The sequence below is a fragment of the Roseibium aggregatum genome (assembly GCF_014692675.1).
In the GTDB taxonomy this organism is placed as follows: Bacteria; Pseudomonadota; Alphaproteobacteria; order Rhizobiales; family Stappiaceae; genus Roseibium; species Roseibium aggregatum_C.
Window position 1 is genome coordinate 1 of the sequence record NZ_JABFCZ010000042.1, and the last position, 21,750, is coordinate 21,750.

The following is a 21,750-nucleotide window of genomic DNA, read 5'->3' on the forward strand; positions in this document are numbered from 1 at the left end:
CCGGATGTTTGCGAGCACATTGGCAAAGAGCGTGAGCACGACGCCCGCTCCATTGTCAGATAATTCGAGCAGAAAATGCCGATGTTTGCGAGCAGAGGCGCTTATGTTGGCAAGCCGCTACAGCTATGCTTAAATATTAAGCATTTCAGAACACCTGTTACCTTAACGTAAGATGTGACGTGAAATTGCGTATAAGACTGAATTTGTTCACATATCTACCGAAATTTTTGTAAGTAATAATGCCGATTTGGAGAAAGTCTCTTTCCATTTAAAAAAAATAATGCAGCGTTCACCTATAAAAAAACAGGCGCGTGAGAGCGCCCGCTAAAGTTGGTGTGCACGTGGCCAAATCGGCCACCATCAGATCTCTACTCCCTTTGGGGGCGGGATCGCAATATCGGAAAATTTCCCCGGCCTGGATCGCTCAAATGGCCGGGGAAACCTTGTTAAAAACATCATATTGCATTGATCGAATTCTTCGTAAGCTGATCACCTAGCAGCTTCCCTGATCAAAACTGAACCGTGCGGTCTTATACGTCTGGAAACAAAAGCGGTTCGTAATGCGTCGTACCGTTGAGAATGTGAAGGACCTCAACGGCTTCTGCTCCCACACGATAAAAAATAAGATACTCGCCAAAAGGGCGGCGGCGAACACCTGTATGTTCGTAACGCGGAACCAGAGGAAAGGCGCGCGCCATATCCTTGAGTGCCAGGCACCGTTCCACAAGTTCCTGAACGAAGGTTATTGCCCGGAGCGGATTATCGAGCGCAATGAAATCACCGATCTGTTCAAGATCAGCCTCAGCCTCGCGGGTAATGACAACAATCACAGACCGCGATCTTTAGCCATTTGCGCGTATTTCTCGGTGAGGCGCTCGGCAACGTCCTCAATAGGTTTAACGCGCCCGGCGTCAGCGTCGGCGAGGCCCCGGCTGATTGCGGCATCCAGGGCGGCAAGACGCTTTTCCCGTTCTTCGACCAGGCGAATACCCTCGCGCAGCACTTCGCTGCGGGAATTGTATCGTCCGTTTTTCACAAGGTCGGTCACATAGCGTTCGAGCTTGGGACCGAGATTCGCACTGCTCGCCATCTTCGGTATCTCCTTGCTCTCTTATGTCACATATTGATAATTGTTAGCAACTTTTTCTGACAGGGTGCTCATAGCCCCAGCGATTTCTGACCGAACTGTGCGTAGGCGGCAATGAACGGCTCGGCCATGTCCACGGCCAGGGCATCGCTCAAGGGGAAGGGCACCACGCGGGCCTTGCCGCGCCGTTCCGGATCGCGGCCAATGAGACCGGCCAGCGGCACCCAATAGAACCGGCCGGGGTCGTCCAGATCCAGGCAGGCAAAGCTCACCGACACATGAAAATAGGCGGAAAAGCAGGCCAGCTTGTCCATTTCGGCGGGGTCGAACAGCAGGCATTCGTCATAGGCGGACTTGGCCTTGACATCAAAGGCCATCATTCCGGCATGGGGAATGCCCACCAGGTAATCCGGCCGCTTGATCCGGCCGCGCAAGCGCTCCGGCACATTCAGCGGGGACTGTTCAACGTAGAAGAACGCGACCCCGGACTGGTTGAGCCAGGTGCGAAACGCGGCCTCGGCGGCTTCGCCCTTGGCTTTCAACGCGGCGGGTAGTTTGAACATGCTCCAGACTGACCCGGCCCTTCGGAACCGGCAAGCCTCACCAGCTGGTTTGCCCTGGCGTCTGTGACCGTTCTGCCATGGGGTGCAAGTCTCTTGCACCCCTGCCACGTGGCGAACGCGGGGGGCAGAGTGTCAAGGGGTTGGTGCGGGCGCACAAGCGCAGCGCGGAGCCACGGCCCCTTGACACGGCGTTGGGGGCAGCGCCCCCAGGTCCATCCCAACCTGTTGGGGTTGTGCCGGCGCCGGCATCGCTCTGCTGGCACAAAATATTGTACGCCGGCACCGACGCACAGAACCATGCCTAGGCGGGTTATTCCAACCGCCCGGAGGCGGACGGGGCTCATCGCCCCGTCTTTCCGTCGGTTTGTTCATCCTGCGCCTTGGGCGGACGGATGACCAGTCGGCCGTTCAGCGGCAGGGCGGTCAAGGTGAGGTTGAGACCTTCGCCGTCGGCGTGTTGCCAGGCAGCTCCAACCTTGGTCCAAAAGGCGTTGTCGCCCTCTCCCTCGACCACATAGACGTTATGGGTCGGACGGCTGCTTGCGTTGCGGTTTTTCATGTGGGGTTACTCCCGTTGGTTTTTCCGGTCACGCCCTTCGCGACCGGTCGGGCGGCGTGCAGCCCCGCTGGACACAGCCTGCAACGGAGGGTCCGGCCGAGGGTTCCCACGGGGATACGGTTGGATGCCTTGCAGGCTGGGTTCAAGGGGATAGACCCCGACTTTTCCGGTCGTGACGGGCGTGACCGGAGCCACGGGGTGCCGCACTCCGCAACGTTTGCGGCCGTTCCAACCAGTCGGGAGGGTCGGGGCAAGGCCTCGCCAGGACTTGGGGGAGCTGCCTGGCAACCTGGGTGCCGGGCCGAACCTGTTTGCTTCCGATGGCAGGGCGACAGGCGACTATGGCAGGGGACAAACGTCAAAAAGCCGGGGCGATGAGCCCCGTCCGTCTCCGGGCCGAAAAGGGGAAAAGGGAAGGGAGCGGAGCGCTCATCACTCGGAGCGACCGGAGCGCAAGCCCCAAGCCGGCACGGGGCAGGGTGCGGGGCTGCAAGCCCTGCTGGTCGCCAGTGGCGGCCAAGGGGCGGGTTTGGGAGGGTGTCCCTCCCGATGGCCGCAGCAACCGTTGCAAGGCCACCACGGGGCCGGGCACAGCCCAGCCCTGTCACTACTGCAAGGCAGGTAGTGACAGGGCGTGCCGCTGGCGCTTACGCCGGAATTGGCAAGGCTGGGCAACACGTCAGGAAGCGTCAGCTACGGATAAAGGATGAGGTCATAAGGGTGTGGCGAGGTTCACTCGGGCCTCGCCAGCGCTGGCACGAGACATCTTTACAACACCCCACGGGGCCATTGCCGCCCGCTTTTACCGGAAAGGACAACCGAAAATGCATATCCACACGACGCGCCAGGCGGCGCAACCACCCAAACCTCCGCCCGCATGCACGGCCCCAAGGGCACGACACGGGGGAGCCAAGACAGGCAACCCATAGAAAGGACGCACGATGAAAGACCGCATGACACAACGGCCCGGAATCGGGTGACACCACAGGGAGACTAATCGACAGGAAAAACGGAGATAACAACAGGGAGTATCCGGCCATTTGCTTGCTTTTGGCAAGCGCCTTGAACGCCGCTCGCGGCTTCATGGCAGGTCAGTAAAACTAACCGAAAGACGAGAACCATGGATGAATTGAGCTTCAGCCTGAAAACCCTCTGCACCCGATCGGGTGAAGGGAGTTTTGGCACCCGCGCGCTGCGGCAGCGGGGCTTGCTGGCCATGGCACAAGATTTGAAGGCAATGGGCTACCGGCTGCCCGATGCCTGGAGCATCAGGGGCAAGCACATCAACGCCCTGGTGAGCCGTTGGAAAACAGCCGGGTTATCGGATCAAACCGTGCGCAACCGGCTTACCTGGTTGCGCTGGTGGGGCTACCAGGTCGGCAAGCCGGGCCTGTTGCCGAAAACGAATGACACCTTCGGCCTTGCAGAGCGCGGCCGGTTTTCCGGCAACAAGGCAAAGCGCCTGGAAGGCCCGGCCCTGGATCGGGTGACGGATAGGCGGGTACAGTTGGCCCTCAAGCTGGAAGCGGCGTTCGGCATGCGCCGGGAGGAAGCATTGAAATTCCGGCCCCAGCTGGCGGACAAAGGCGATTGCCTGGTGATGAAGGCCAGTTGGTGCAAAGGGGGCCGCTCGCGGGAAATTCCGCTCACGCACCCCAAGCAGCGGGCCTTGCTGGATGAGGTCAAGGCCCTGGTCGGCGATGGCTCGCTGATAGGCCAGGGGCGCAACTATTATCAGGCGCTCAAGTCCTACGAAAACCAGCTGGTCAAGGCAGGCATCAGCAATGCCCACGGCTACCGGCATGCCTATGCGCAATGGCGCTACAAGCAGCTGACCGGCTGGTCATGCCCTGCGGCCGGAGGTCCAACGGTTGACCGCATGACACCGGCCGAAGCGGATCGGGACAGGGATGCCCGCATGACGGTATCGCATGAGCTGGGCCATGGCCGCCTGGATGTGACCGACACATACCTGGGACGGCGATTTGCACCCCGGAACCGGGAGGCTGCGTAGAATGAGCCAGACAAAGCCCTTTTTGAGGCCCGATGCCCTAGCCCTGATGCAAAATCGTACCGCCCAGGCGCGGGAGACAGAGGCCAGGGCCGTTTTCAGTCAGGAGCGCGTCGAGGCTGCTCTGTCGGACGCGGCCAAGTGCGGCCAGAGCGTCGCAATCTTCCGGCCGGGTCAGCCAATGGATTTGTCGGACACCGCGACGGCCAAGGCGGCCGTGGCCGCGTTTACAGCGGCAGGTTTTTTTGCGGAGTGGAAAACCCGCCAGCAGCCGGATTGCGAGCCGGAAAAATATCTCAGGGTCAGCTGGGGCGCGGATGCCAAAAAATAATTAGCGATCGCGTGCCGTGTACCAGTCGAGGTAGTCTTCCGGCTCCCGATCGTTCCGGTGCATTTCCTCCAGCATCCGTTCCTCGCCTTCCCGCTGGGGATTGCGCACGTCCCGGTCGTGGATTTCCTCCGGCTCCGGCGCGTCCAGCACGGGGCGCAACCAGTCCAGGTGGTCTTCCCGGCTCTCAGGCGTTTCCTGCCAGCGGTTTGTGTTCGCCCTTTCCCTTTCTTGCTCCGCCTGCTCGCGGATCCGTTCTTCCAGATCCTCGATGCGAGCCGTCACCTTGCCCAGGTCAAAAAACAGCCCCTGCTGTTTTTGGTAACACTCGCCGATATAAGTGACCCAGCGGCCCGATTCCGAAGCATCCACGGCGGCGTATTCCGCGCGCTTGATTTCCAGATCGAGGTTTTCGATTTCGTCCTCAAGGGCAAAGCGCTGCTCGGTCCACTGTCGCAGGCGTTCCTGATCGTCCATGAAACTCCCCCAAAGCGGGTTTAGTGCTCCTGATGGTAGGCCGGAGCATGATCCGGCTGGCTGGCAAGTTCAACCAGAAGAAACGCCCGCAGCCGCTCGCCGGTCTCAACCAGCCGGGTCGCCGCATGGAAGAAATAAAGGGTTTCTGAACGCAAATCGTCCGGAATGTTAGGCAGCGTCTCGGCATCGTGCTTGCGCCGGGTCCAGTAGTCGAGCCGCTTGCGGCGGCGGATCAGATCCCGTTCAAGCCATTCAAGCTCGGCGCGGGTGTCCGCGCGTTCCTTCTCCGAAAGTTCCCGAACCGGAAACACCGTACCCTTGTGAAAATTTCCCATACGGTCAAAATTTCACAACTTTCGGATGTATGCAATAAGTTTTAGCGCGACCGTTCCGGCTCTGGCCAAAGGTCATGCTCCGGAGCCTGCCCCTCGTCGCGCCCATCCAGCCAGTCCAGATAGTTTTCGCGTTCCGGTGCCGGGGCTATGCTTTTGGCCTCGCGCGGCGCATCCAGCCAGTCGAGATGGTTTTCGCGGCCGGTTTCATCCGGCGGCGCCAGCCGGTAAGCGCGCGCGTCCTCGTCACTGACCTCCCTGGCGTTCTGACCGTCCAGGTGAGCACGGGCGGCGTCCCTGCCCTCGCCGTTCGCCAGGTTTGGCTCCGCCTGGTGCCGGTGCATCTCGTCAAGCAAACGCGCCTCGGCCGCCTCCAGCTCGCGCGGGTGGATTGGCGATCCGTCCGGATCGGGCACCGGCAAGTCGTCCTCGCGCGGATCTCGCTGCATGGCCTGTTTCTCCCTTTTGACACGCTCGCGCCGGGCGCGGCGCTTATCGGGGTTGGGGCCACGGTGAACCGTTGGCCTCTGGTCAAGGTTTCGGGCGGCATGGCTGCGGCTGTCGACGCTGGCCGCGACCCCGGCCCTCGCCAGCGCCTGGTTGGCGATCGCCGCCCATTGCGCGCGGGCCTCGGTGACGAACTGCACACCATCCGCGCTGCGGATTTTCCCGCCAAAGCCTTCGGCAATCACAATACGCGTTGTCAGCAGCAAATGCGCATGGGGGTTATGGCCGGTGCCATCGTCATGCACGGCCAGGTCAACGACAAAGCCGCGCGCTGTGTACGCATTGGCCATGGCACGGGCCAGCTCCGGCCAGGCCTCGCGTGGCAGCTCCCGTGGCAACGCAAATTCCAGTTCTTTGGCCAGCCGGGCGTCCTTGCGCTTCTCGGCGGCCTCCACAGCATTCCAGAGGCGGGCACGCTCGGCCATCCAGGCCGGAGCGCCTTCCGGCAACCGGATTTCGTTCATCAGCACGTCCCGCCGTCCGCCAAACGCAGACAGGCGCTCCTCGGCCTCGTTGGGCAGCGTCTCCCCTGCCCTGTAGGCTGCGGCAGCCACGGCCGAACGGCCGTCCCCGCGGCTGATGTTCTTGACATGCAGGTGATAGATAGCCAGGGCCTTTGCCTCGCACGGATGGGGTCCAGGGGTGTCCCCTGGCGCACTTGCCGGTTTTCTCCGGACGCGTTTCGCGCCGGTCAGAAAATCGTGCAACGCATCGCCGCGCCCGTCAATGCGTACACATTGGGCGATGCGTAAGTGCGCTGTTAGAACTGATGCCGCTCACTCCGGATCGGCGGACTAATAACGGTCTCTAAGTTGAAGCTCTGTCATGAAACACGCTACGACCGCCGACAGGAAAACATCCATGGTGCAGCCGTAACGTTCGGCATGGTCGCGGACGTTCTGAATTTCTGCCTCGGTGAAATCCAGTTCAACCCGTCCACCCACAGGCGGATTCGCCTTGAAGTGGGCCAAACACGCTTCGAATTCAGAGAACGAGAAGGGTTTTGCAGGCACTTCATTCCGTCCAGCACAATAGGCCAGATAGTCTTCAACGGAGGCAGTAAGGGCCTGCGCTAATTCCCCCACCGATGTTGCCTGGAAGGTGATCACGTCGCGCACGTTGACAACTTCGCCATGGAAAATACCGGCCTCCTCATCAAAGGTGGCAACGGCCTCATAGCCTTTGTAATGTAGTCTATTCATCGGGAAACAGGATCGTTTCGTAATCCATCGCCCCGTTCAGGACGTGAAGAATTTCCACGGTGTTCTTCTTCACCCAATAGAAAATCAGATAATTGCCATGGGGACGGCGGCGAATACCCTCTTTTTCATGACCGACAATCAAGGGAAACGCCTTCGGCATTGAACCGAGGCGCATGCACCTATCCTCAAGTTCCGCGACAAACGTCACGGCACGCGTGGGGTTATCATCCTGAATGAATCGACCAATTTTAATCAGGTCGGCAATGGCATTATCGGTGAGGACGACTTTCACACATGCTGACTTTCGTCGGCAGTGATATCAAGCGCGGCCCGTACCTTTTCAAAAGCCTCGGCCAATGGCGTTACACGGCCTGCTGCGGAATCTGCCATGCCACGCGCCAGTGCCGCATTCAGCGTTTTCATCTTCTCTTCGCGTTCCAGCTTCTGCCGATAACGCTCACGGACAAGCTCGCGGATATACTCGCTATTGGACGCGAAGGGGCCTGCGGTCACTTCGCCGCGCACGAACTGTTCCAGTTCATTGGTCAAGGTAATGGTCATCTGCCCTGATGGCTTCATGGTTTTGTACTCCTCTTGTTCTCTTATAAGTTATAATGAAAAATAGTGTCAAACACTATTACTGACACCTTTGAAAGGAACGAGTGGCGGGTTTGCCAATGCAAACCCATAAGAGTGCGCTGTTATACAAGCCCTTTTTGCCCCGGTTAACCCTGGGTGAAATCTTGCTGCACTGCCCAACAATCTTGGTTGATTTTCCGTTAACGCGCCATATTCTCGCCCAGGTTGGTTTGAGGCGTTTATATGTCCGATAAGTTTGATCCGTTCAAAAACATGTTTCCCATCGAAGAACTGCAACGCGACCTGTCAACCATGATCAAGGTCAGCCAGTGGAGCATGAAGGTCACCCGCAACTTCAAGGCCAAGTCAGCGCGCAAGACCATCGAACCGCTTTATGGTCCCGAAGTTGCGGACGCGGTGGAGGCAGCAATCCGCTCCGGACGCGATCCGGGTCCGATCATCGAACGGGCAAAGCGGGACCAGGCTGCGAGGGCGGAACGCCAGAAACTGCTGGCCGATCCCCCTCCCCTCTATGGCTCGGCCCGCTGGCCGACATCGACCGATTTGCGCCCGCTGCTGCGGACGCGGGAGGCGTTCAACAATCCCTCCTCGATCCTGCTCGGCTCCTTCTGCGACGAAGGCGCGGCCAAACCCTCCGGCTTTGTCCACTGGGACGGTGACGGCCATTTGCTGACCATTGCCCCGACGCGATCGGGCAAGGGCAAAACCACGATCATTCCGAACCTGCTGCGCTACCAGGGCAGCTGTGTCGTTCTCGACCCCAAGGGGGAGCTGTTTGAGGCTACCTCGAAATGGCGCAGCCGCCTTGGCCCGGTTTACCGGATTGCGCCACTGGATGAGGGCACCGGCAAGCCGGTGCACCGGTTTGACCCCTTGAGCCGCGTGCGGCGGGACGCTGATGCGCGCGCCATTGCTCAGCAGATATTTCCGGCCGATCCGAAGGCATCATCGTTCTTCCGTGATGACGCTGTGGGATTCCTGACCGGGGTCATCCTCTACGTGCTGCACCATGCTCCGCCGCATCGCCGTAACCTTGCCTCCGTTTGCCAGCTGGCATCCCTTAAAGGTTCGGCCCTGCTCAAGGCTGCGCGGGACATGCAAGCCTTCCCGCCCTCGGCCAATGCAGCGTCAGCCATTCTGGAAAAAGACCCCCAGCGCGGCCTCAAGGTGCTCCAGGAGTCGCTGACCAGTAAACTCAACGAGTGGCTGGATACGGAGATCCTGCGCAGCGTCAGCGGCAGCGATATCAGCTTTGAAAGCCTGAAGGACGAAACCGCCACGGTTTACATCGAGATGCCCTTCGACATGATGAAAACCTATGCCTCTTGGCTGCGGGTGGTCTTGAAGTCGGCGCTTGATGCCATGCTGGCCAACAAGACCGTGCCGAAAATCCCGGTGCTGTTCGTCCTCGATGAATTCCTCAACATTGGACCATTTCCGGAGTACCGGGACGCGATCCGCACCCATGCCGGGGCGGGCGTGCGCCTGTGGTTCTTCCTCCAGGATATCTATTCCATCGAGGAGCATTACCCCGGCAACAGCTGGCGGCCGTTCCTCAACTGCGCCATGAAGCAGTTTTTCGGCGTCAATGATCACGAGACCGCCAAGATGATTGGCGAGTACCTGGGCCATAAAACCCATGCTGTCCTCAACACCGGCAGCAGCGCCAACGTGTCGTCACACCTCGGCGGGTTTTATTTTGACGCCTCCGCCAACACGGGTTTTTCGAGCACCGAAGGCGTCCAGTTTCTTGGCCGTCCCCTCATGACGCCTGATGAGGTGCGCGAGCTTCTCAGCGGCTGGCAGGGCGACGGCTGGCGCATGGGCATAACCGACATCGCCGGTTACAGGCCCTTCAAAACCCATCTCGTTGTCCATGAAAAAAGTTCCGTCTGTGCCGAACGTCTCGGCATGATTTCCTGAGAGTGACCAATGGCAGAACCCAAACTTGATTCACGCAATTTGCACCACAGCACCTTTCCAACCTGGCTCGGCCTCGTTTTCGGCTCCTGGGCGGGCCTGATCTGGGCCAGCGTTATTTCCGCGCCGATCGGCATCGGTTTCGGCATTGCCGCAGGCAGCGCCTTCGGCGGCTTCCTGGCCGTTCCCATTTGGGGAACGGTTTTCGGCCTTATGGGCCTTGGCAGGCAGCGCGATGCGGCCGTGCGGCAGCATGGCATTACGCTGCTTCAGGAAAACGATCCCCTGGCACAACGGGTTTACCGGCTGGTAGCGGACCTGGGTCTGCGGACCAGGCCGTGGGTCGGGGTCATGCCCCACGCCAACGCCTATGCCATCGGTGCCAATGCCGACAATGCCCTGGTCGTCGTCGGCCAGCCGCTTCTCAAAACCATGAGCGAGGCGGAAATCGACGCCATCATCGGCCATGAGCTTGGCCATGTGGCCAATAACGATATGCGCCGGATGGGCCTTGCCCGCTCCTTCCAGAATTCACTGGTCTGGTACCTGGGTTTTTCCAATACCGTTCAAACATGGGGCCGCTGGTTCCTGACCTGGGTTTCGGAACTGATGGTTCTGGGCCTTTCCCGCAAGCGGGAATACTGGGCGGACGCGATCGGCGCGGCCCTGACCAGCAAGGCGGACATGATCGCGGCCTTGCGCAAGATCCATGAAGGCCCGGCCCCTTCGGACTTTGAACTGAGCAACGCCCGGCTGATGCTACGCGGCTTCAGCAGCGGCTCGATGTTCTCGACACACCCTACCCTTTCGGAACGGGTTTCCGCGTTGGAAGCGGAAACGTATCTCCGGCAGCTGCCGATCCGGCGCAAAGCGGCTTCCGAACCCCTGGCAGCGCCATCAGTAGTCCCAAAGGTGGAAGATATCGCCTACGCAAAAAAATAATTCGGGCCGCCAAAGGCGGCCTACCCCTGGGGGCTGTCTGCCCCCAGACCCCCGAGGATATTTCTAAAAGGGTTAGGACAAGTTTTGGGTGGGTTTGCACAAAATCCCACCTTTGATTGCCAAAAACGTCTGTACGGGCTTCCCAGGGCTTCTGAGAGGCGTCCCAGATAACATTCTTGGCAATCTCAGCGTTGTGTGATTTAATTCACTCACGGTACAGGCTGGGAAGCCGATGACCGTAAAGGGTTAGGACGCCACTTGGGAAACCGGGTGGCGTTCTCCGTTTGGCACGTACTGTGCCGACTCCGATAAAAAACCAATTCCAAATCCAAATTTTGAAAATCAGGCGCAGCCTGTTTTATCTGTTTTTTATGTTTTAAATAAGTTTTAATAAGTTTTAGGGCCGAAAAAGGCGAAATTCGCTATCAAAAACAAAGTGGTACGAAGATGCTATGTCGGCGATGTACGGTTTGTCGTCGGCGATGTACGGTTTGTCGTCGGTAAAGTACGGTTTGTCGTCGGCGATGTACGGAGAATTGTCGGCGATATACGGTTCTGTGGATAACTTGCGACAAAAATTATCCTCCCGAAAACTCACTATGGCAGCCAATTTTTGTCGTCGGCGATGTACGGGACAAAACGACAAAAACTGTCGGTCTAGAACGGAACACGACAAAATCATTCGGCTGGAATGTCTTCGAGCAGGGGCAAATCATCCGCATCTGAGCGCCGTTTCATGGCCAGCATGGGGCCGTCCCGTCCCTCCTGGATGGCGAGGTCATAATCCGGCATCGGGAAGGCCTGGGTTCTCTGGACAAAAGCCCTGAGGTCATAGGCAAACTTGCGGAACTCCTGCTCGGAGCTGCTGCGCGTGTAGACTTCCTTGAAGGAATACACGGCATCGGTTTTGCCAGCGGCCTTGCGTGCGAGGCGGTATAGAAACCGCCCCATCGCTGAGCTGATCAGGAAATAGTCGTGGTGGAGGGTCAGCAACGGCAGTTTTTTGTCGCTGTTGACGATGCTCTTGTAAACCCAGTCCGGGATGGTGATTTCCACCGTGTCGATCTTGTTGGACGCGGTGCGGCTGACGACGCTGTAGCCGTTGATCATCGGCCGACTGTCTACCTGGCGGCGCTTGCCTCCGGAGAGGTTCACCACTTTGATCACGGTGTGAGACAGGCGGTCGAGCGCGGCTTCCAGGTCCTCGTAGGCTTTGCCGCCGTCTGAGCGGCGGCAGAATTTGAGGATGTGGGATGCATTCGGCCGGTAGACCTTGGGCGGCAGGCTTGGCCGCAGGCCCTTCGCTTCGTCGCGACGGAACTTTTGTACTTCTTCGGCCAGATACGACACCATATTGAGGAAAATGTCGTAGTCGAACACGGTCGCCAGACCGGATTCCGCGCCGCCCTCGATGGTAATCAGGCTGTCTTTAAGCTCGTACTTGATAACATTCTTGCGGGCGCGCTTGCTGAGGCTGAACGGGGCCACGTCCATCAGGTTCACGTCGTCCTTGAGAGGGGCGTCGTAGATGGTCGGCACGAAGAACATCAGCTGGGCATCGTCCTGGGGCGGTGCGCGCAATACCCGCTTTGGGGCTGTCTCATGCCACAGGGCCGCGCTGACATCCGTGTTGATACTCTTGTTGCGGATATCCTCACCCAGGCTGCGGAGCGTGTTGTTGAGGAGCCCTCCCCCCAACTCGTCGAGCTTGAGGTCGGCCCAGACCCTTCGACTGTAATAGCGCCGCAACCGGCTGAGGGCGTCCTTGTCGAGTGTCACCCGCTCGCGGTTGTGCGTATCGGCAAAGCTGTCGGCCAGCTCCTGCAGATAGGCGTTCTTTTCGTGAAGGGACAGGTTGCCGAAATCTTCACGGGACATGAGGCGGGTTTTCGAGGAAGTCATGTCCTTACCCTACCCCGTGCCCTTCTTCGCGGAAAGGCTCGTGTCGTCACATCTGTACATTTCTGCATAATCGTAAATCTGTAAAAGCGTAAATACGACTAGGCCGCCGGGAACTCGCGTTCCAGGATATCGCGCAGGATATCTGCCATCTTGGTGCCCTTGAGCGCGCATTCGGCCTTGATGCGCCGGTGCAGGCCCTCGGTGACATCGAGGGTCAGGCGTTTCATGGGCTCGCTGTTGGTCATGGGGATGACTTTGGCGCGGGCTTCGGGAACATCGGCGGTCGGCGCCTGTACCCAGGCATCCGCAGCGTCGGGTTTCTTGACCGGCATTTTCATGGAGACCTTTTTCATGCGGCTTTCTTCTCTTTGTTGGACTGGAGCGCCTTGGCAAGCGCCTTGATCTCGCGGGCGGCATCGCTGTTGGGTTCGGCCTCGATGACGGCCAGCCCCTGCCCTGCGCTTTCGGCGTAGACGACGCGCTGGTGCAAGGCCGCTGGCAGCACGGGCACTTGCTCGAACTGAGCCAAGGCATCCCCCACGTCGCGCCCAATCGCCGTATTTGCGATTTTACGATTAATTACAAATGCACATTTCAGGTCGGGCTTGAACTGCTGCGCTTCCTGAATGAGCGTCACCGTGTCGGCGGCGGCCCAGATGTCATAGGGCGACGGCTGCACCGGAATGAGCACCAGGTCGCTGGCGAGGATCGCCGCGCGGCCAAGCTCGTTGACGCGCGGCGCACCGTCGATGATGACCACTTCGTAATCCTGCGCTACGTCCGGAAGATCCCGGTGCAGGGTGGGCTTCGCCATGCCGATCACCGGGAACAACGGGTCTTCGTCGCGGGCGGCGGACCATTGCAGGGCGCTGGCCTGCGGGTCCGCGTCCACCAGCAGCACGCGCTTGCCAGCCTTGGCATAGGTCGCGGCGAGGTTGATGGCGATGGTGGTCTTCCCCACGCCGCCTTTCTGGTTCAATACACCGATGATCATGGCGTCGCCTTTCTGTAATTCCTGATTTACGATTTTACGATTACACGATTAACCATGTGTTACAGCCCCCAAAAATCCTTTGTCCCCAAGGGGTGTGGCGCAAAAAGCGCAAATACGATTTTGCGCTTTTACAGAAAGTCGTAAATCAGGATTGTGACGAAACCCTCGCCGACAGGGGGAAGAACGATTCCGGCCAAACACGGAACTGGGTATTGAGCGTGACGCTCAAACCTGGACAGACATTCTGCGTAATCGTATTTACGATTTTACGGAAATACACAAAAAAGGCTCGTTAGAGCCGCCGTGACGGCCAAGGAGTCAATACTCCTCGGCCAGCATGATGGTGAGCACGCGCACGGTTTTCGCGGGGTCGGCCGGATCGTCCGAGCCGTGCATCATGTCCGGGGCGTAGGTGTCAATTTTCCAGAAGACCTTGAAACCCCCAAGGGTGATGGCGCCAAAGTCGTGCTCGCCGTAAGGGTCGTTGTCCTCGGTGAACGCGGTAAACGTCCGGACGGCCATAAGCATCTGGGGCCGGAGGTCTTTGGGCAGGGTGGCGATGCCCTTGGTGATGTACACCTTGCCGCCCTGGAACGTCTTGCGGAAGGTGTCGTTCAGCTGCCGTATGCGGCGGGTTTTCGGGTCGGTTGTCATGTGAGATTGCTTTCGTTGGTTGATGCGCCGGAGCGCACCACCCACAAAAGCGGGGGTAGGGGAGGGTGTCCTGCCCAACTCGGTTGGTGCGGGCAGGGCATGGACAGCTTCACCCCACCGCTTAGGGTGCGCACGGAATCCGCTGCATCACCCCGAAAGTCTCACAGACCCGGCCGAACGTGCACATTTGGGCGCCTTGGGCCAGCAAGGCTGCTGTCGCAGTTGTAAGAGCTTGTTAAATGCCAAAAAAACAGGCGCATCGCTGCGCCTGCTGGAGTTGTACTGTGCTGCTGTCCTGACGGACAGCAAGGCTGCTCCCAAAGAGGGCAAGAGGGAGCAACCCTCGCCAGGCGATTCTCCGGGGCGTCTGGGGGAAAACCGAAGAATAACTCTGGCAGATCCGGTATCTGGCAAGGAGGGGCCGGATCGAGGCTTTGTCGGCGATCATAATGGGGAGCCGACAGAAATGAAGTTCAAAGATTCGGGTTAACGTAGGGTTATTCTAAAACGAAAAATCATAATGAATTTATGTGTGTTCAATACAAGACAATATTTTTCTATGCAGAAATGTTGCAGGAAAAACGCAAGAATCAGATGCCCGCTAAGCGGATGCCGTGTCGATAGGAGATAAACTTTTGGTTTTAATCTTTCATTTAATAACCTATGCGTGTAAATATTACTTATTAAATTTACTTGATCATTTGGCCGTTTGCTTAAAATTTGTTCGTTTGGCCTGAATCTTGTTTAGGCGGAATTAACTTTACCGCGCAAAAATTCACGCAGGGTCACTGCCTGTTGCGATTTGTGGGGAAATTCGTGTTTACTAAACTTCGCCTGTCTCAAAAGATTCCGGCTCTGGTCATCGGGTGCGCCGCACTTGTTGGCGTCGGCATTTCCGTCGCGAGCTATTTCAATGCCAAGTCAAGTATCGAAGATCTGACAAAGGCTCGCCTGGGGGTTGCCGCCGACGTCGCCTCGACAAACGTGTTGGCCTATCTAAAAGGCATTGAGAAGGAGCTTGTGCTGACGGCGGATCAGCCGAACACAGTTTTGGCGCTTCGAGAGTTTTCGGATGCCTGGCGCAAGATGGCTGGTGAAGGTCTGGAGATGACCTCTTCCCTCCAGAAGACCTACATCACGGATAACCCGCATCCGACAGGCCAGAAAGACAAGCTGGATCAGGCCGGAACCGATACCGCCTATGATGCCGTCCATGCCCGTTTTCATCCCTGGTTCCACCAGCTTCAGCATGAAAAGGGATACTACGACATTCTCCTGTTCGATGCCGAAGGCAACCTTGTCTACACGGTGTCCAAGGAGCTGGACTACGCAACCAACTTCGCGGCTGGTGGCGGCAAATGGGCTGCGACGGATCTGGGAGAAGTCTATCGCAGGGCCATGACCATCAAGGAACGTGGCAAGGTCGCCTTCGAAGACTTTGAACCCTACAAACCGACTTTCGACGCACCGGCGAGTTTTATGGCGCGCCCGATCGCAGATGAGACTGGCAAGACAATCGGTGTCTTGGCGTTCCAGATGCCGGTCGATGAGATCAATGCACTTATGAGCGATAACGTCGGTTTGGGTGAAAGCGGCGAGGTCGCGCTGATCGGCGAAAACGGTTTTATGCGCAATGACACGGCCTTTACGCCGGACACCAACGATATTCTGGTGACCAAGCTGGACGGTGAGGTCATCGACCAGGCGTTCGCGCAAGGAACAGCATTCGGTTACGGCGCACTACATCGGTCGGAACCGATGGTCGTGCAAGCCAAAGCCTTTGACTATCAGGGGGGCAGGTTTGCCGTTGTAGCTTTGGAAGCCGATCGCGAGGTCTTTGCACCTATCGCTGATATGCGCAACCGTCTTATGATGGCAGGTGTTGTGCTGATTCTGATCGTCGCCGGACTTGGCTTTTTTGCGGCCCGGACGATCACCAATCCGATCAATCGTATCGTGAAGGCGATGCGCACCTTGGCCGAAGGCCAAACCGACGTTGAGACCGACGATGGCGGTCGGGCTGACGAAATCGGGGACATGTTCCGTGCCGTCACCGTATTTAAGGAAAATGCAGTGCAGCGGCTCTCCCTTGAAGCTGCCGCCAATACGGAGCGTGAACGTGAACGTGAGCGTCAGGCTTACCTTGAGAATCTGATCCAGGACTTCAAGGCGGCGATGTCGTCGCGGCTGGATACGGTCACCGAGCAAATGGGTTTGATGCGACAGGCAGCAACCTCTCTCGATGACCTTGCAACCAATGCCCGTAATGAGTCTGGTGTTGCCGGAAACGCGTCTGCGAGCGCTTCCGAGAATGTTGCGGCTGTCGCTGCTGCCACCGAAGAAATGACGGCAACCGTGCAGGAAATTGCCAACCAGACCGAGGCAACCAGTCGGATTGTCCTCGAAGCCGTGGAAGCTGCCCAACTCACCAATCAGAACGTTCGCACCTTGTCCGAGGCCGCCGAGCATGTCGGCAGCGTCATCAATCTGATCCGTGACATTGCTGAACAGACCAATCTGCTTGCGCTCAACGCGACGATCGAGGCTGCGCGTGCGGGTGAAGCGGGGCGGGGCTTTGCGGTTGTTGCCTCCGAGGTAAAGGAACTGGCGACACAAACCTCGAAGGCGACTGACGAGATTTCCGAGCGGATCAGCGGTATTCAGAATTCGGTACGTGATGCGGCCGGAGCCATCGACAACATCACGGCTAAAGTGTCTGAGATCCAGTCTTTGACCAGCTCGGTCGCAGGCGCGATCGAGGAGCAGCGTTCTGCCAACGAAGAGATCGCCCGTTCGGCAAGAGCCGCCAGCGACAGCACCGGCACAGCGGCTGAGAGCATGAATGCCGTCGCTGGAAGCATCCAGCAGACCTCTGAAGAAGCCTCGATGGTCAACAGTTCTTCAAACATGGTTTCCGAGGCGAGCCAAGACCTGGCGCGTGATGTGGCGCAGTTCCTCGAAAATGTCACTAGAGATAGGGACGAAACACGCCTAAGCGCCTGATGTAAATCATTAAAGGCGCGGCATTAGTTTCAATAACTAAGGATTTTCAAAAGTCGAACCGATTGACGTGTCACGACTGGAAGCTAAGTTCGCTCCTGCTTCGCGTCTTTAATGATGCAGGGGTGTATTGAGTGGTCGATCAAGCCACTTGCACAGTAACCTTCAAGAGCGCAGCGATGCGCTCTTTTTTTTGATCAGATGTCCTGAGTCTGATTTTGAACGCGCCTGCGGGAAATAGTTGTAGAAGGTCGAACGGTTGACCCCCAACCGCCGCGCTATCTCGGCCACGGATATATCTCCGGCCGCCAACAACGCCTGACCGGCGCGAATATCATCCTCGGAGAGCTTCGGCCGCCGTCCACCTTTGCGCCCGCGAGCGAGGGCGGCTTTCAGGCCCTCCATGGTGCGTTCGCGGTTGAGGTCGAGGAAGTATTCCGCCATCGCCCCATGAATCTGCAAAAAGAACCGTCCCTGGGCACTCTCGCTGTCCAGGTCTTCGGTCAGGCTCTTGAACTTGATGCCATCCGCCCGCAGCTTGTCGATGGTGCGCATCATTTCCACCAGGGAGCGGCCAAGCCGGTCGAGCTTCCACACCACCAGCACGTCCTCCGGCCGCAGATAGGCGAGGGCGGCTTCCAGCTCCGGGCGCTTGCTACCCGCCTTGCCGGATTTCTTCTCTTCGAAAATCTTTTCGCACCCGGCGCGCACCAGCGCGTCCCGTTGCAAGTCCAGGTTCTGGTCAGCGGTCGAAACGCGGGCATATCCGATAAGCATGTCCAACTATCACCCAATACCGTATATTGGACAATAGATTTCAGGACATATTTTTTGGACACAAAACCGGGTCAATTCGGCCGGGGAGGGGAGGGGTGCTGCGACTGTCTATTATACGGTCATTTGATAGACTATTTTCACTCTTTCAATCCGACGGGCTGCTCTTCGGCAGCCCGTCGGGAGGGAGCATAAGCGCCGTCAATGGAAATCAACAGTCCAGTTTTAAAACCCACCAAAAATGGGATGATTACCCTCCCGTCCACTCCGGCATAGCTGGGGAATTTTACTTCGGCGCTTCTGGGGAAATTTCAAACGGCATTGACACGTCAAAAGTCGCGGCCTGCAATTGTCATTTTTAGGCCGCTTTCACAGCTACAAATTCGCTCCAGGGAACCGGTTTCCCGAACTTGTAACCCTGACCTTTATGGCAACCAATTTCCGTCAAGAACTTCTGCTGGGTCTCGGTTTCTATTCCTTCCGCAACAACTTCCTTACAAAGCGATAGTCCAAGATCGACCAAAGCACGTGCGATTGGCGCCTTGTCTTCGTCGGTGCCTGGTCCTGAAACGAAACTCCTGTCTATCTTGATGCAATCAATCGGATACTTTTGAAGGTGTGAGAGGGAGGCGTAACCTGTGCCAAAATCGTCGAGAGCGATTTTGATACCTGCCTGTGACAGCGTGCCCAGAAGGTCGTCCAATTTCAAGTTTGCATCGTCGAACAGGACAGTTTCGACAATCTCCAGGCATAGATCAGCTCTCCGTTCCGCTGCGCATCGGTTCAGGTCTAGGAGTTCCTTGACGTACATATCATCTCGCATTGAGGCCATACCTGCATTTACGCCAAATCTGAATCCCGAAAATGTACTTTCGCTCCCATGCAGCAGCGACCGGACCTGTCGCAACATTTCAATATCCATCCGTGCACCCAGTTCGGCGTCGAAGAAGGCTTCCTGAAAGTGGGCGGGACTTCGTAAATCGCCTTCCTCAGTATTCAAACGGAGCAGCACCTCCGCACCAGTCCATTCATGTGTGCGCAGGTCGACAATCGGTTGAAATACGGGGACGAGACGGCCGTCATCCAATCCATTTCGAACGAACTCCAAGTTGGATCGTCTGCGATTGACTTCACTGACAAATTCCGGCTTGAAGATAAGTGTTCTTCCCTTCTTCGTGGATTTTGCCTTGTAGAGTGCAATGTCAGAAAATTTGAATAAGTCTCCGACATCTCCGTTGGCCTGTTGGACAAAGGAACAGCCGGCGGTCGCACTTATTCTGATTGAGCTCAGATCGTACGGAATGGGTTCTCTAATCCGGTCTATTAGACTATCAACTTCGAGTTCGCTCGTCACTTTCATGTAAACAGCAAACTCGTCCCCACCAAGCCTGGCACACACATTGTTTGACCCAATTTGCTTGCTTATCCGGCTTGCAACAACCTTGAGCACGTGGTCGCCCGCATCATGGCCCAACGTGTCGTTTGCGGATTTGAAATCATCAAGATCAAGCAGGATCAAACCGTATCCGTTACCCTCGCCAGTCTCAATGTGGGCTGCAATGCGATGCGAGAGTTCGGTTCTATTCAGGAGACCGGTCAACGTGTCGTGGGACGCTGCGTATCTAAGTCTACGTTCATTTGCACGTTGCTCATTGATCGCCTTTACCTGAGCAATTACGAGCAGAAGTGTGATTGTGATTACTAAAATTGCGAGGCTGAGAACAAACATGATCTCTTTATTGACCCGCTCATTTTCGATCTCTGCAGCCAGGCCGGATCGTTCGAGAAGCTTCTCACTGACCGCTTTCATGAGATCGAGACGTCGCGTCGCTACGTTGAACCACTCGGTTCCTGTCAAGCCGTTGGTATCGAGCGAAACAGGAAGATTTCTTAGTGTCTCCCTATAGCTTTCGAAGACAAGCGACTGATCGTCACTGACTAAGCGATCATAGATTTCTACCTGGCTAGCGTTGGATACCTTTCTGTACTCGTTCAGAAAAGCTGTCTCTTCTCCGGAATAGGAAACGAAATCAAGATATGTGTTGAAGTCAAATTCACCGGAAGAGTTGAACTCATTCAGGAGGGCGGCTCCGTTAGCCCGCTCCAGACCACCAGCCTCCATGGCTTCCAAAATAATAAGAAATGAATAAAGCTCTTCCGATATCCTCTTAGATGGACTGAAGCTCGTTGATATGCTTATAGCTGCAAGCAATTTTTCTATTTTTCGCGTGTAAAAATTGAATGCGCTGATTGAATCGCCAGTGCGTTCGTCTATCGATTTTCGAAATCTTGAAATATTCTGCACGTTCTCTTCTGAGAATACACTGCTTACGACACCGTACAACCGGCTGTTCTTGAGCGTTTCCAAAACAAGGAAATAATCAGTGATTGCTGTGTTGGTTTTGTTCCGCTGCTCGGTAAGAGCTTCCAGAAATGCCTTGGAATCTCTGTCTTTGGTGAGGCCGATACTCAAGCCTCTTTCGATTTGCAAAGCGTGGACGAGGTCTGAGGCGTTTGACACTAAACTTGTGAGGGGCTTCAGTTCGATATTTCGAGAGCGAATTGTCGCTTTTTCAGAAACGAACATACCGGTGAAACCAATCACCGCCATTATCGGTAATATTGCCACCAGAAATATCTGAAATTTTCCACGGTTCAAAGTAACCTCTAAAGTTTTTCTGCTGGAGTATTATCGTTAGTTGCGGACTATTTCGAATTGGTTATCCCGGTGGGAGTGATTTTAGAAGAAGCTGTTCACTACTGGTTGGTGTTGGAACAATGTCAGTCGATGCCGCCGAAGGCCCCAAGCAAATAGAGGATTGGTATTCCAATGCAGTCACGCCAAAGCCTTCACTGCTTTGAAGAAGCCCTCGATGTTTGTCGAAATCCGCTTTGTATTCGCATTCATGCTTTCTGATGCAGACAGGAATTGTGATGCGGTCTCGTCTGAGGTCACTATCGCGCTTTGAACACCAACGATATTGGCACTCAAGTTCTCGGCGCCTCTTGCGACAGCCTGAACGCTCGACGAAATCTCATCTGTTGCCGCGCCCTGTTCTTCGACCGCAGCTGCAATCGAGGCTGTTACCTCATCCAGGTTTCTGACCGTTTCTGCAATTCTTTCGATGGAGCGCACAGCTCCTGAAGTCGCGCCCTGGATTTCAGATACCTGGTTGCTGATTTCCTCAGTTGCTTTTGACGTTTGCGTTGCAAGTTCCTTGACCTCTGCCGCGACAACGGCAAATCCCTTGCCAGCGTCGCCCGCCCGTGCAGCTTCGATCTCGGTATCAAAGCCATTTTTGAAGAGCTTCGCCCAATGTGTTTTCTGCGCGCTCTCCAGCCGAGATTGTTGGTTGCCGAGCATTGACGCCATCTGTGGGTTTTTGCGGAGATGATTATAAAATGCCTCCAGGATTGGATCGATTTCACGTTCAATGTGAGGCCAAACAAGTCTTAATTCAGCAATGACATTTCCATCAATTTCCGCGAATACAAGGCGTTCTTTGAGAATATGGGCTACCTTTTGCATCTACGTCACCCTTATGAATCGTTGGGTCACAATGCCAAGATTAATGTGAATTATTTCTTAAGTGAATATGCTGTCTCCCGATTTGTTAAGAACAGTGCGCTATGTGTAGCGGCTTGCCAACATAAGCGCCTCTGCTCGCAAACATCGGCATTTTCTGCTCGAATTATCTGACAATGGAGCGGGCGTCGTGCTCACGCTCTTTGCCAATGTGCTCGCAAACATCCGGGTCTGCTTGCAAACATCCCCCACGTGCTCAGATTAATTGCCAGCGACGGCATGGTCAAACCGGGACGCCTGCCTGTCGTAGTTGCTCGGTCAGCTGACGGGAATATTCGGGATCAAGGGTGCCCGCCAGGAAGGCGCGGATAT

At 56.6% G+C, this 21,750-nt stretch carries 22 protein-coding genes; 5 read left to right on the forward strand and 17 right to left on the reverse strand.

Going from position 1 to position 21,750, the window contains the following annotated elements; translation table 11 throughout:
• Window positions 1-530: 530 nt before the first annotated feature.
• From HK439_RS24960 to HK439_RS24975, 4 genes are all read right to left on the reverse strand, one after another.
• On the reverse strand, window positions 531-830 hold the full coding sequence (locus HK439_RS24960) for a type II toxin-antitoxin system RelE/ParE family toxin (protein ID WP_190294216.1): 300 nt from the start codon (window positions 828-830) through the stop codon (window positions 531-533).
• The gene (locus HK439_RS24965; protein WP_190294217.1) at window positions 827-1,090 is read right to left on the reverse strand and encodes a type II toxin-antitoxin system ParD family antitoxin; all 264 of its coding nucleotides are present in this window, start codon (window positions 1,088-1,090) and stop codon (window positions 827-829) included. Before HK439_RS24965 ends, HK439_RS24960 begins: the two co-directional genes overlap by 4 nt.
• 68 nt (window positions 1,091-1,158) lie before the next feature.
• Entirely contained in the window at window positions 1,159-1,650 is a 492-nt protein-coding gene (locus HK439_RS24970) for a hypothetical protein (protein ID WP_190294218.1), read from the reverse strand.
• Between the two features lie 340 nt (window positions 1,651-1,990).
• On the reverse strand, window positions 1,991-2,209 hold the full coding sequence (locus tag HK439_RS24975) for a hypothetical protein (RefSeq protein WP_190294219.1): 219 nt from the start codon (window positions 2,207-2,209) through the stop codon (window positions 1,991-1,993).
• Window positions 2,210-3,329: 1,120 nt separating this feature from the next.
• On the opposite strand from HK439_RS24975, the gene HK439_RS24980 reads away from it, so the two are divergent.
• Window positions 3,330-4,223: a phage integrase N-terminal domain-containing protein gene (locus HK439_RS24980; RefSeq protein WP_190294220.1), complete on the forward strand. Its 894-nt coding sequence runs from the start codon at window positions 3,330-3,332 to the stop codon at window positions 4,221-4,223.
• 1 nt (window position 4,224) lies between these two features.
• Entirely contained in the window at window positions 4,225-4,551 is a 327-nt protein-coding gene (locus tag HK439_RS24985) for a hypothetical protein (protein ID WP_190294221.1), read from the forward strand.
• On the opposite strand, the gene HK439_RS24990 is transcribed toward HK439_RS24985, so the two are convergent.
• The 6 genes from HK439_RS24990 to HK439_RS25015 form a co-directional block, all read right to left on the reverse strand.
• On the reverse strand, window positions 4,552-5,025 hold the full coding sequence (locus HK439_RS24990; protein ID WP_190294222.1) for a hypothetical protein: 474 nt from the start codon (window positions 5,023-5,025) through the stop codon (window positions 4,552-4,554).
• 20 nt (window positions 5,026-5,045) lie between these two features.
• The gene (locus tag HK439_RS24995; RefSeq protein ID WP_190294223.1) at window positions 5,046-5,360 is read right to left on the reverse strand and encodes a hypothetical protein; all 315 of its coding nucleotides are present in this window, start codon (window positions 5,358-5,360) and stop codon (window positions 5,046-5,048) included.
• 41 nt (window positions 5,361-5,401) lie between these two features.
• The gene (gene mobQ / locus HK439_RS25000) at window positions 5,402-6,571 is read right to left on the reverse strand and encodes a MobQ family relaxase (protein WP_235988108.1); all 1,170 of its coding nucleotides are present in this window, start codon (window positions 6,569-6,571) and stop codon (window positions 5,402-5,404) included.
• Window positions 6,572-6,658: 87 nt separating this feature from the next.
• Complete coding sequence (locus HK439_RS26725; protein WP_209012067.1) at window positions 6,659-7,066, reverse strand: type II toxin-antitoxin system HicB family antitoxin; 408 nt, start codon at window positions 7,064-7,066, stop codon at window positions 6,659-6,661.
• Window positions 7,059-7,358, reverse strand: a complete 300-nt coding sequence (locus HK439_RS25010; RefSeq protein ID WP_190294224.1) for a type II toxin-antitoxin system RelE/ParE family toxin — start codon at window positions 7,356-7,358, stop codon at window positions 7,059-7,061. Before HK439_RS25010 ends, HK439_RS26725 begins: the two co-directional genes overlap by 8 nt.
• Window positions 7,355-7,645, reverse strand: coding sequence for a type II toxin-antitoxin system ParD family antitoxin (locus HK439_RS25015; RefSeq protein ID WP_190294225.1), 291 nt, complete (start codon window positions 7,643-7,645; stop codon window positions 7,355-7,357). The genes HK439_RS25010 and HK439_RS25015 overlap by 4 nt, the downstream gene beginning before the upstream one ends.
• Before the next feature lie 243 nt (window positions 7,646-7,888).
• Here HK439_RS25015 and HK439_RS25020 point away from each other — a divergent pair, with 243 nt between their 5' ends.
• Both HK439_RS25020 and HK439_RS25025 read left to right on the forward strand, forming a co-directional pair.
• Complete coding sequence (locus tag HK439_RS25020; protein WP_190294226.1) at window positions 7,889-9,589, forward strand: type IV secretory system conjugative DNA transfer family protein; 1,701 nt, start codon at window positions 7,889-7,891, stop codon at window positions 9,587-9,589.
• A 9-nt stretch (window positions 9,590-9,598) separates the two neighbouring features.
• Window positions 9,599-10,528, forward strand: a complete 930-nt coding sequence (locus HK439_RS25025; protein WP_190294227.1) for a M48 family metalloprotease — start codon at window positions 9,599-9,601, stop codon at window positions 10,526-10,528.
• A gap of 678 nt (window positions 10,529-11,206) precedes the next feature.
• Here the strand turns inward: HK439_RS25025 and HK439_RS25030 are convergent.
• From HK439_RS25030 to HK439_RS25045, 4 genes are all read right to left on the reverse strand, one after another.
• Window positions 11,207-12,430: a replication initiator protein A gene (locus HK439_RS25030; RefSeq protein WP_235988109.1), complete on the reverse strand. Its 1,224-nt coding sequence runs from the start codon at window positions 12,428-12,430 to the stop codon at window positions 11,207-11,209.
• 98 nt (window positions 12,431-12,528) lie between these two features.
• Complete coding sequence (locus tag HK439_RS25035) at window positions 12,529-12,783, reverse strand: plasmid partition protein ParG (protein WP_190294228.1); 255 nt, start codon at window positions 12,781-12,783, stop codon at window positions 12,529-12,531.
• Window positions 12,780-13,424 (reverse strand): ParA family partition ATPase, encoded by a 645-nt coding sequence (gene parA, locus HK439_RS25040; protein ID WP_190294229.1) that lies wholly within the window; start codon window positions 13,422-13,424, stop codon window positions 12,780-12,782. The genes HK439_RS25035 and parA overlap by 4 nt, the downstream gene beginning before the upstream one ends.
• A gap of 318 nt (window positions 13,425-13,742) precedes the next feature.
• Window positions 13,743-14,078 carry a DUF3768 domain-containing protein gene (locus HK439_RS25045; RefSeq protein ID WP_190294230.1) on the reverse strand — a complete coding sequence of 112 codons (336 nt, stop codon included), beginning with the start codon at window positions 14,076-14,078 and terminating at the stop codon, window positions 13,743-13,745.
• Window positions 14,079-14,894: 816 nt separating this feature from the next.
• Here HK439_RS25045 and HK439_RS25050 point away from each other — a divergent pair.
• The gene (locus HK439_RS25050) at window positions 14,895-17,081 is read left to right on the forward strand and encodes a methyl-accepting chemotaxis protein (RefSeq protein WP_190294231.1); all 2,187 of its coding nucleotides are present in this window, start codon (window positions 14,895-14,897) and stop codon (window positions 17,079-17,081) included.
• Between the two features lie 162 nt (window positions 17,082-17,243).
• On the opposite strand, the gene HK439_RS25055 is transcribed toward HK439_RS25050, so the two are convergent.
• From HK439_RS25055 to HK439_RS27305, 3 genes are all read right to left on the reverse strand, one after another.
• Window positions 17,244-17,855 carry a recombinase family protein gene (locus HK439_RS25055; protein WP_190294232.1) on the reverse strand — a complete coding sequence of 204 codons (612 nt, stop codon included), beginning with the start codon at window positions 17,853-17,855 and terminating at the stop codon, window positions 17,244-17,246.
• A 355-nt stretch (window positions 17,856-18,210) separates the two neighbouring features.
• On the reverse strand, window positions 18,211-20,511 hold the full coding sequence (locus HK439_RS25060) for an EAL domain-containing protein (protein ID WP_190294233.1): 2,301 nt from the start codon (window positions 20,509-20,511) through the stop codon (window positions 18,211-18,213).
• Window positions 20,512-20,688: 177 nt separating this feature from the next.
• Entirely contained in the window at window positions 20,689-21,381 is a 693-nt protein-coding gene (locus HK439_RS27305; protein ID WP_190294234.1) for a methyl-accepting chemotaxis protein, read from the reverse strand.
• Window positions 21,382-21,750 lie beyond the last annotated feature (369 nt).

Coding starts and splice junctions, on each gene's coding strand:
- HK439_RS24965 (WP_190294217.1), bottom strand. CDS start 1,090: ATGGCGAGCAGTGCGAATCTCGGTCCCAAGCTCGAACGCTATGTGACC.
- HK439_RS24970 (WP_190294218.1), bottom strand. CDS start 1,650: ATGTTCAAACTACCCGCCGCGTTGAAAGCCAAGGGCGAAGCCGCCGAG.
- HK439_RS24975 (WP_190294219.1), bottom strand. CDS start 2,209: ATGAAAAACCGCAACGCAAGCAGCCGTCCGACCCATAACGTCTATGTG.
- HK439_RS24980 (WP_190294220.1), top strand. CDS start 3,330: ATGGATGAATTGAGCTTCAGCCTGAAAACCCTCTGCACCCGATCGGGT.
- HK439_RS24985 (WP_190294221.1), top strand. CDS start 4,225: ATGAGCCAGACAAAGCCCTTTTTGAGGCCCGATGCCCTAGCCCTGATG.
- HK439_RS24990 (WP_190294222.1), bottom strand. CDS start 5,025: ATGGACGATCAGGAACGCCTGCGACAGTGGACCGAGCAGCGCTTTGCC.
- HK439_RS24995 (WP_190294223.1), bottom strand. CDS start 5,360: ATGGGAAATTTTCACAAGGGTACGGTGTTTCCGGTTCGGGAACTTTCG.
- HK439_RS26725 (WP_209012067.1), bottom strand. CDS start 7,066: ATGAATAGACTACATTACAAAGGCTATGAGGCCGTTGCCACCTTTGAT.
- HK439_RS25015 (WP_190294225.1), bottom strand. CDS start 7,645: ATGAAGCCATCAGGGCAGATGACCATTACCTTGACCAATGAACTGGAA.
- HK439_RS25020 (WP_190294226.1), top strand. CDS start 7,889: ATGTCCGATAAGTTTGATCCGTTCAAAAACATGTTTCCCATCGAAGAA.
- HK439_RS25025 (WP_190294227.1), top strand. CDS start 9,599: ATGGCAGAACCCAAACTTGATTCACGCAATTTGCACCACAGCACCTTT.
- HK439_RS25030 (WP_235988109.1), bottom strand. CDS start 12,430: ATGACTTCCTCGAAAACCCGCCTCATGTCCCGTGAAGATTTCGGCAAC.
- HK439_RS25035 (WP_190294228.1), bottom strand. CDS start 12,783: ATGAAAAAGGTCTCCATGAAAATGCCGGTCAAGAAACCCGACGCTGCG.
- parA (WP_190294229.1), bottom strand. CDS start 13,424: ATGATCATCGGTGTATTGAACCAGAAAGGCGGCGTGGGGAAGACCACC.
- HK439_RS25045 (WP_190294230.1), bottom strand. CDS start 14,078: ATGACAACCGACCCGAAAACCCGCCGCATACGGCAGCTGAACGACACC.
- HK439_RS25055 (WP_190294232.1), bottom strand. CDS start 17,855: ATGCTTATCGGATATGCCCGCGTTTCGACCGCTGACCAGAACCTGGAC.
- HK439_RS27305 (WP_190294234.1), bottom strand. CDS start 21,381: ATGCAAAAGGTAGCCCATATTCTCAAAGAACGCCTTGTATTCGCGGAA.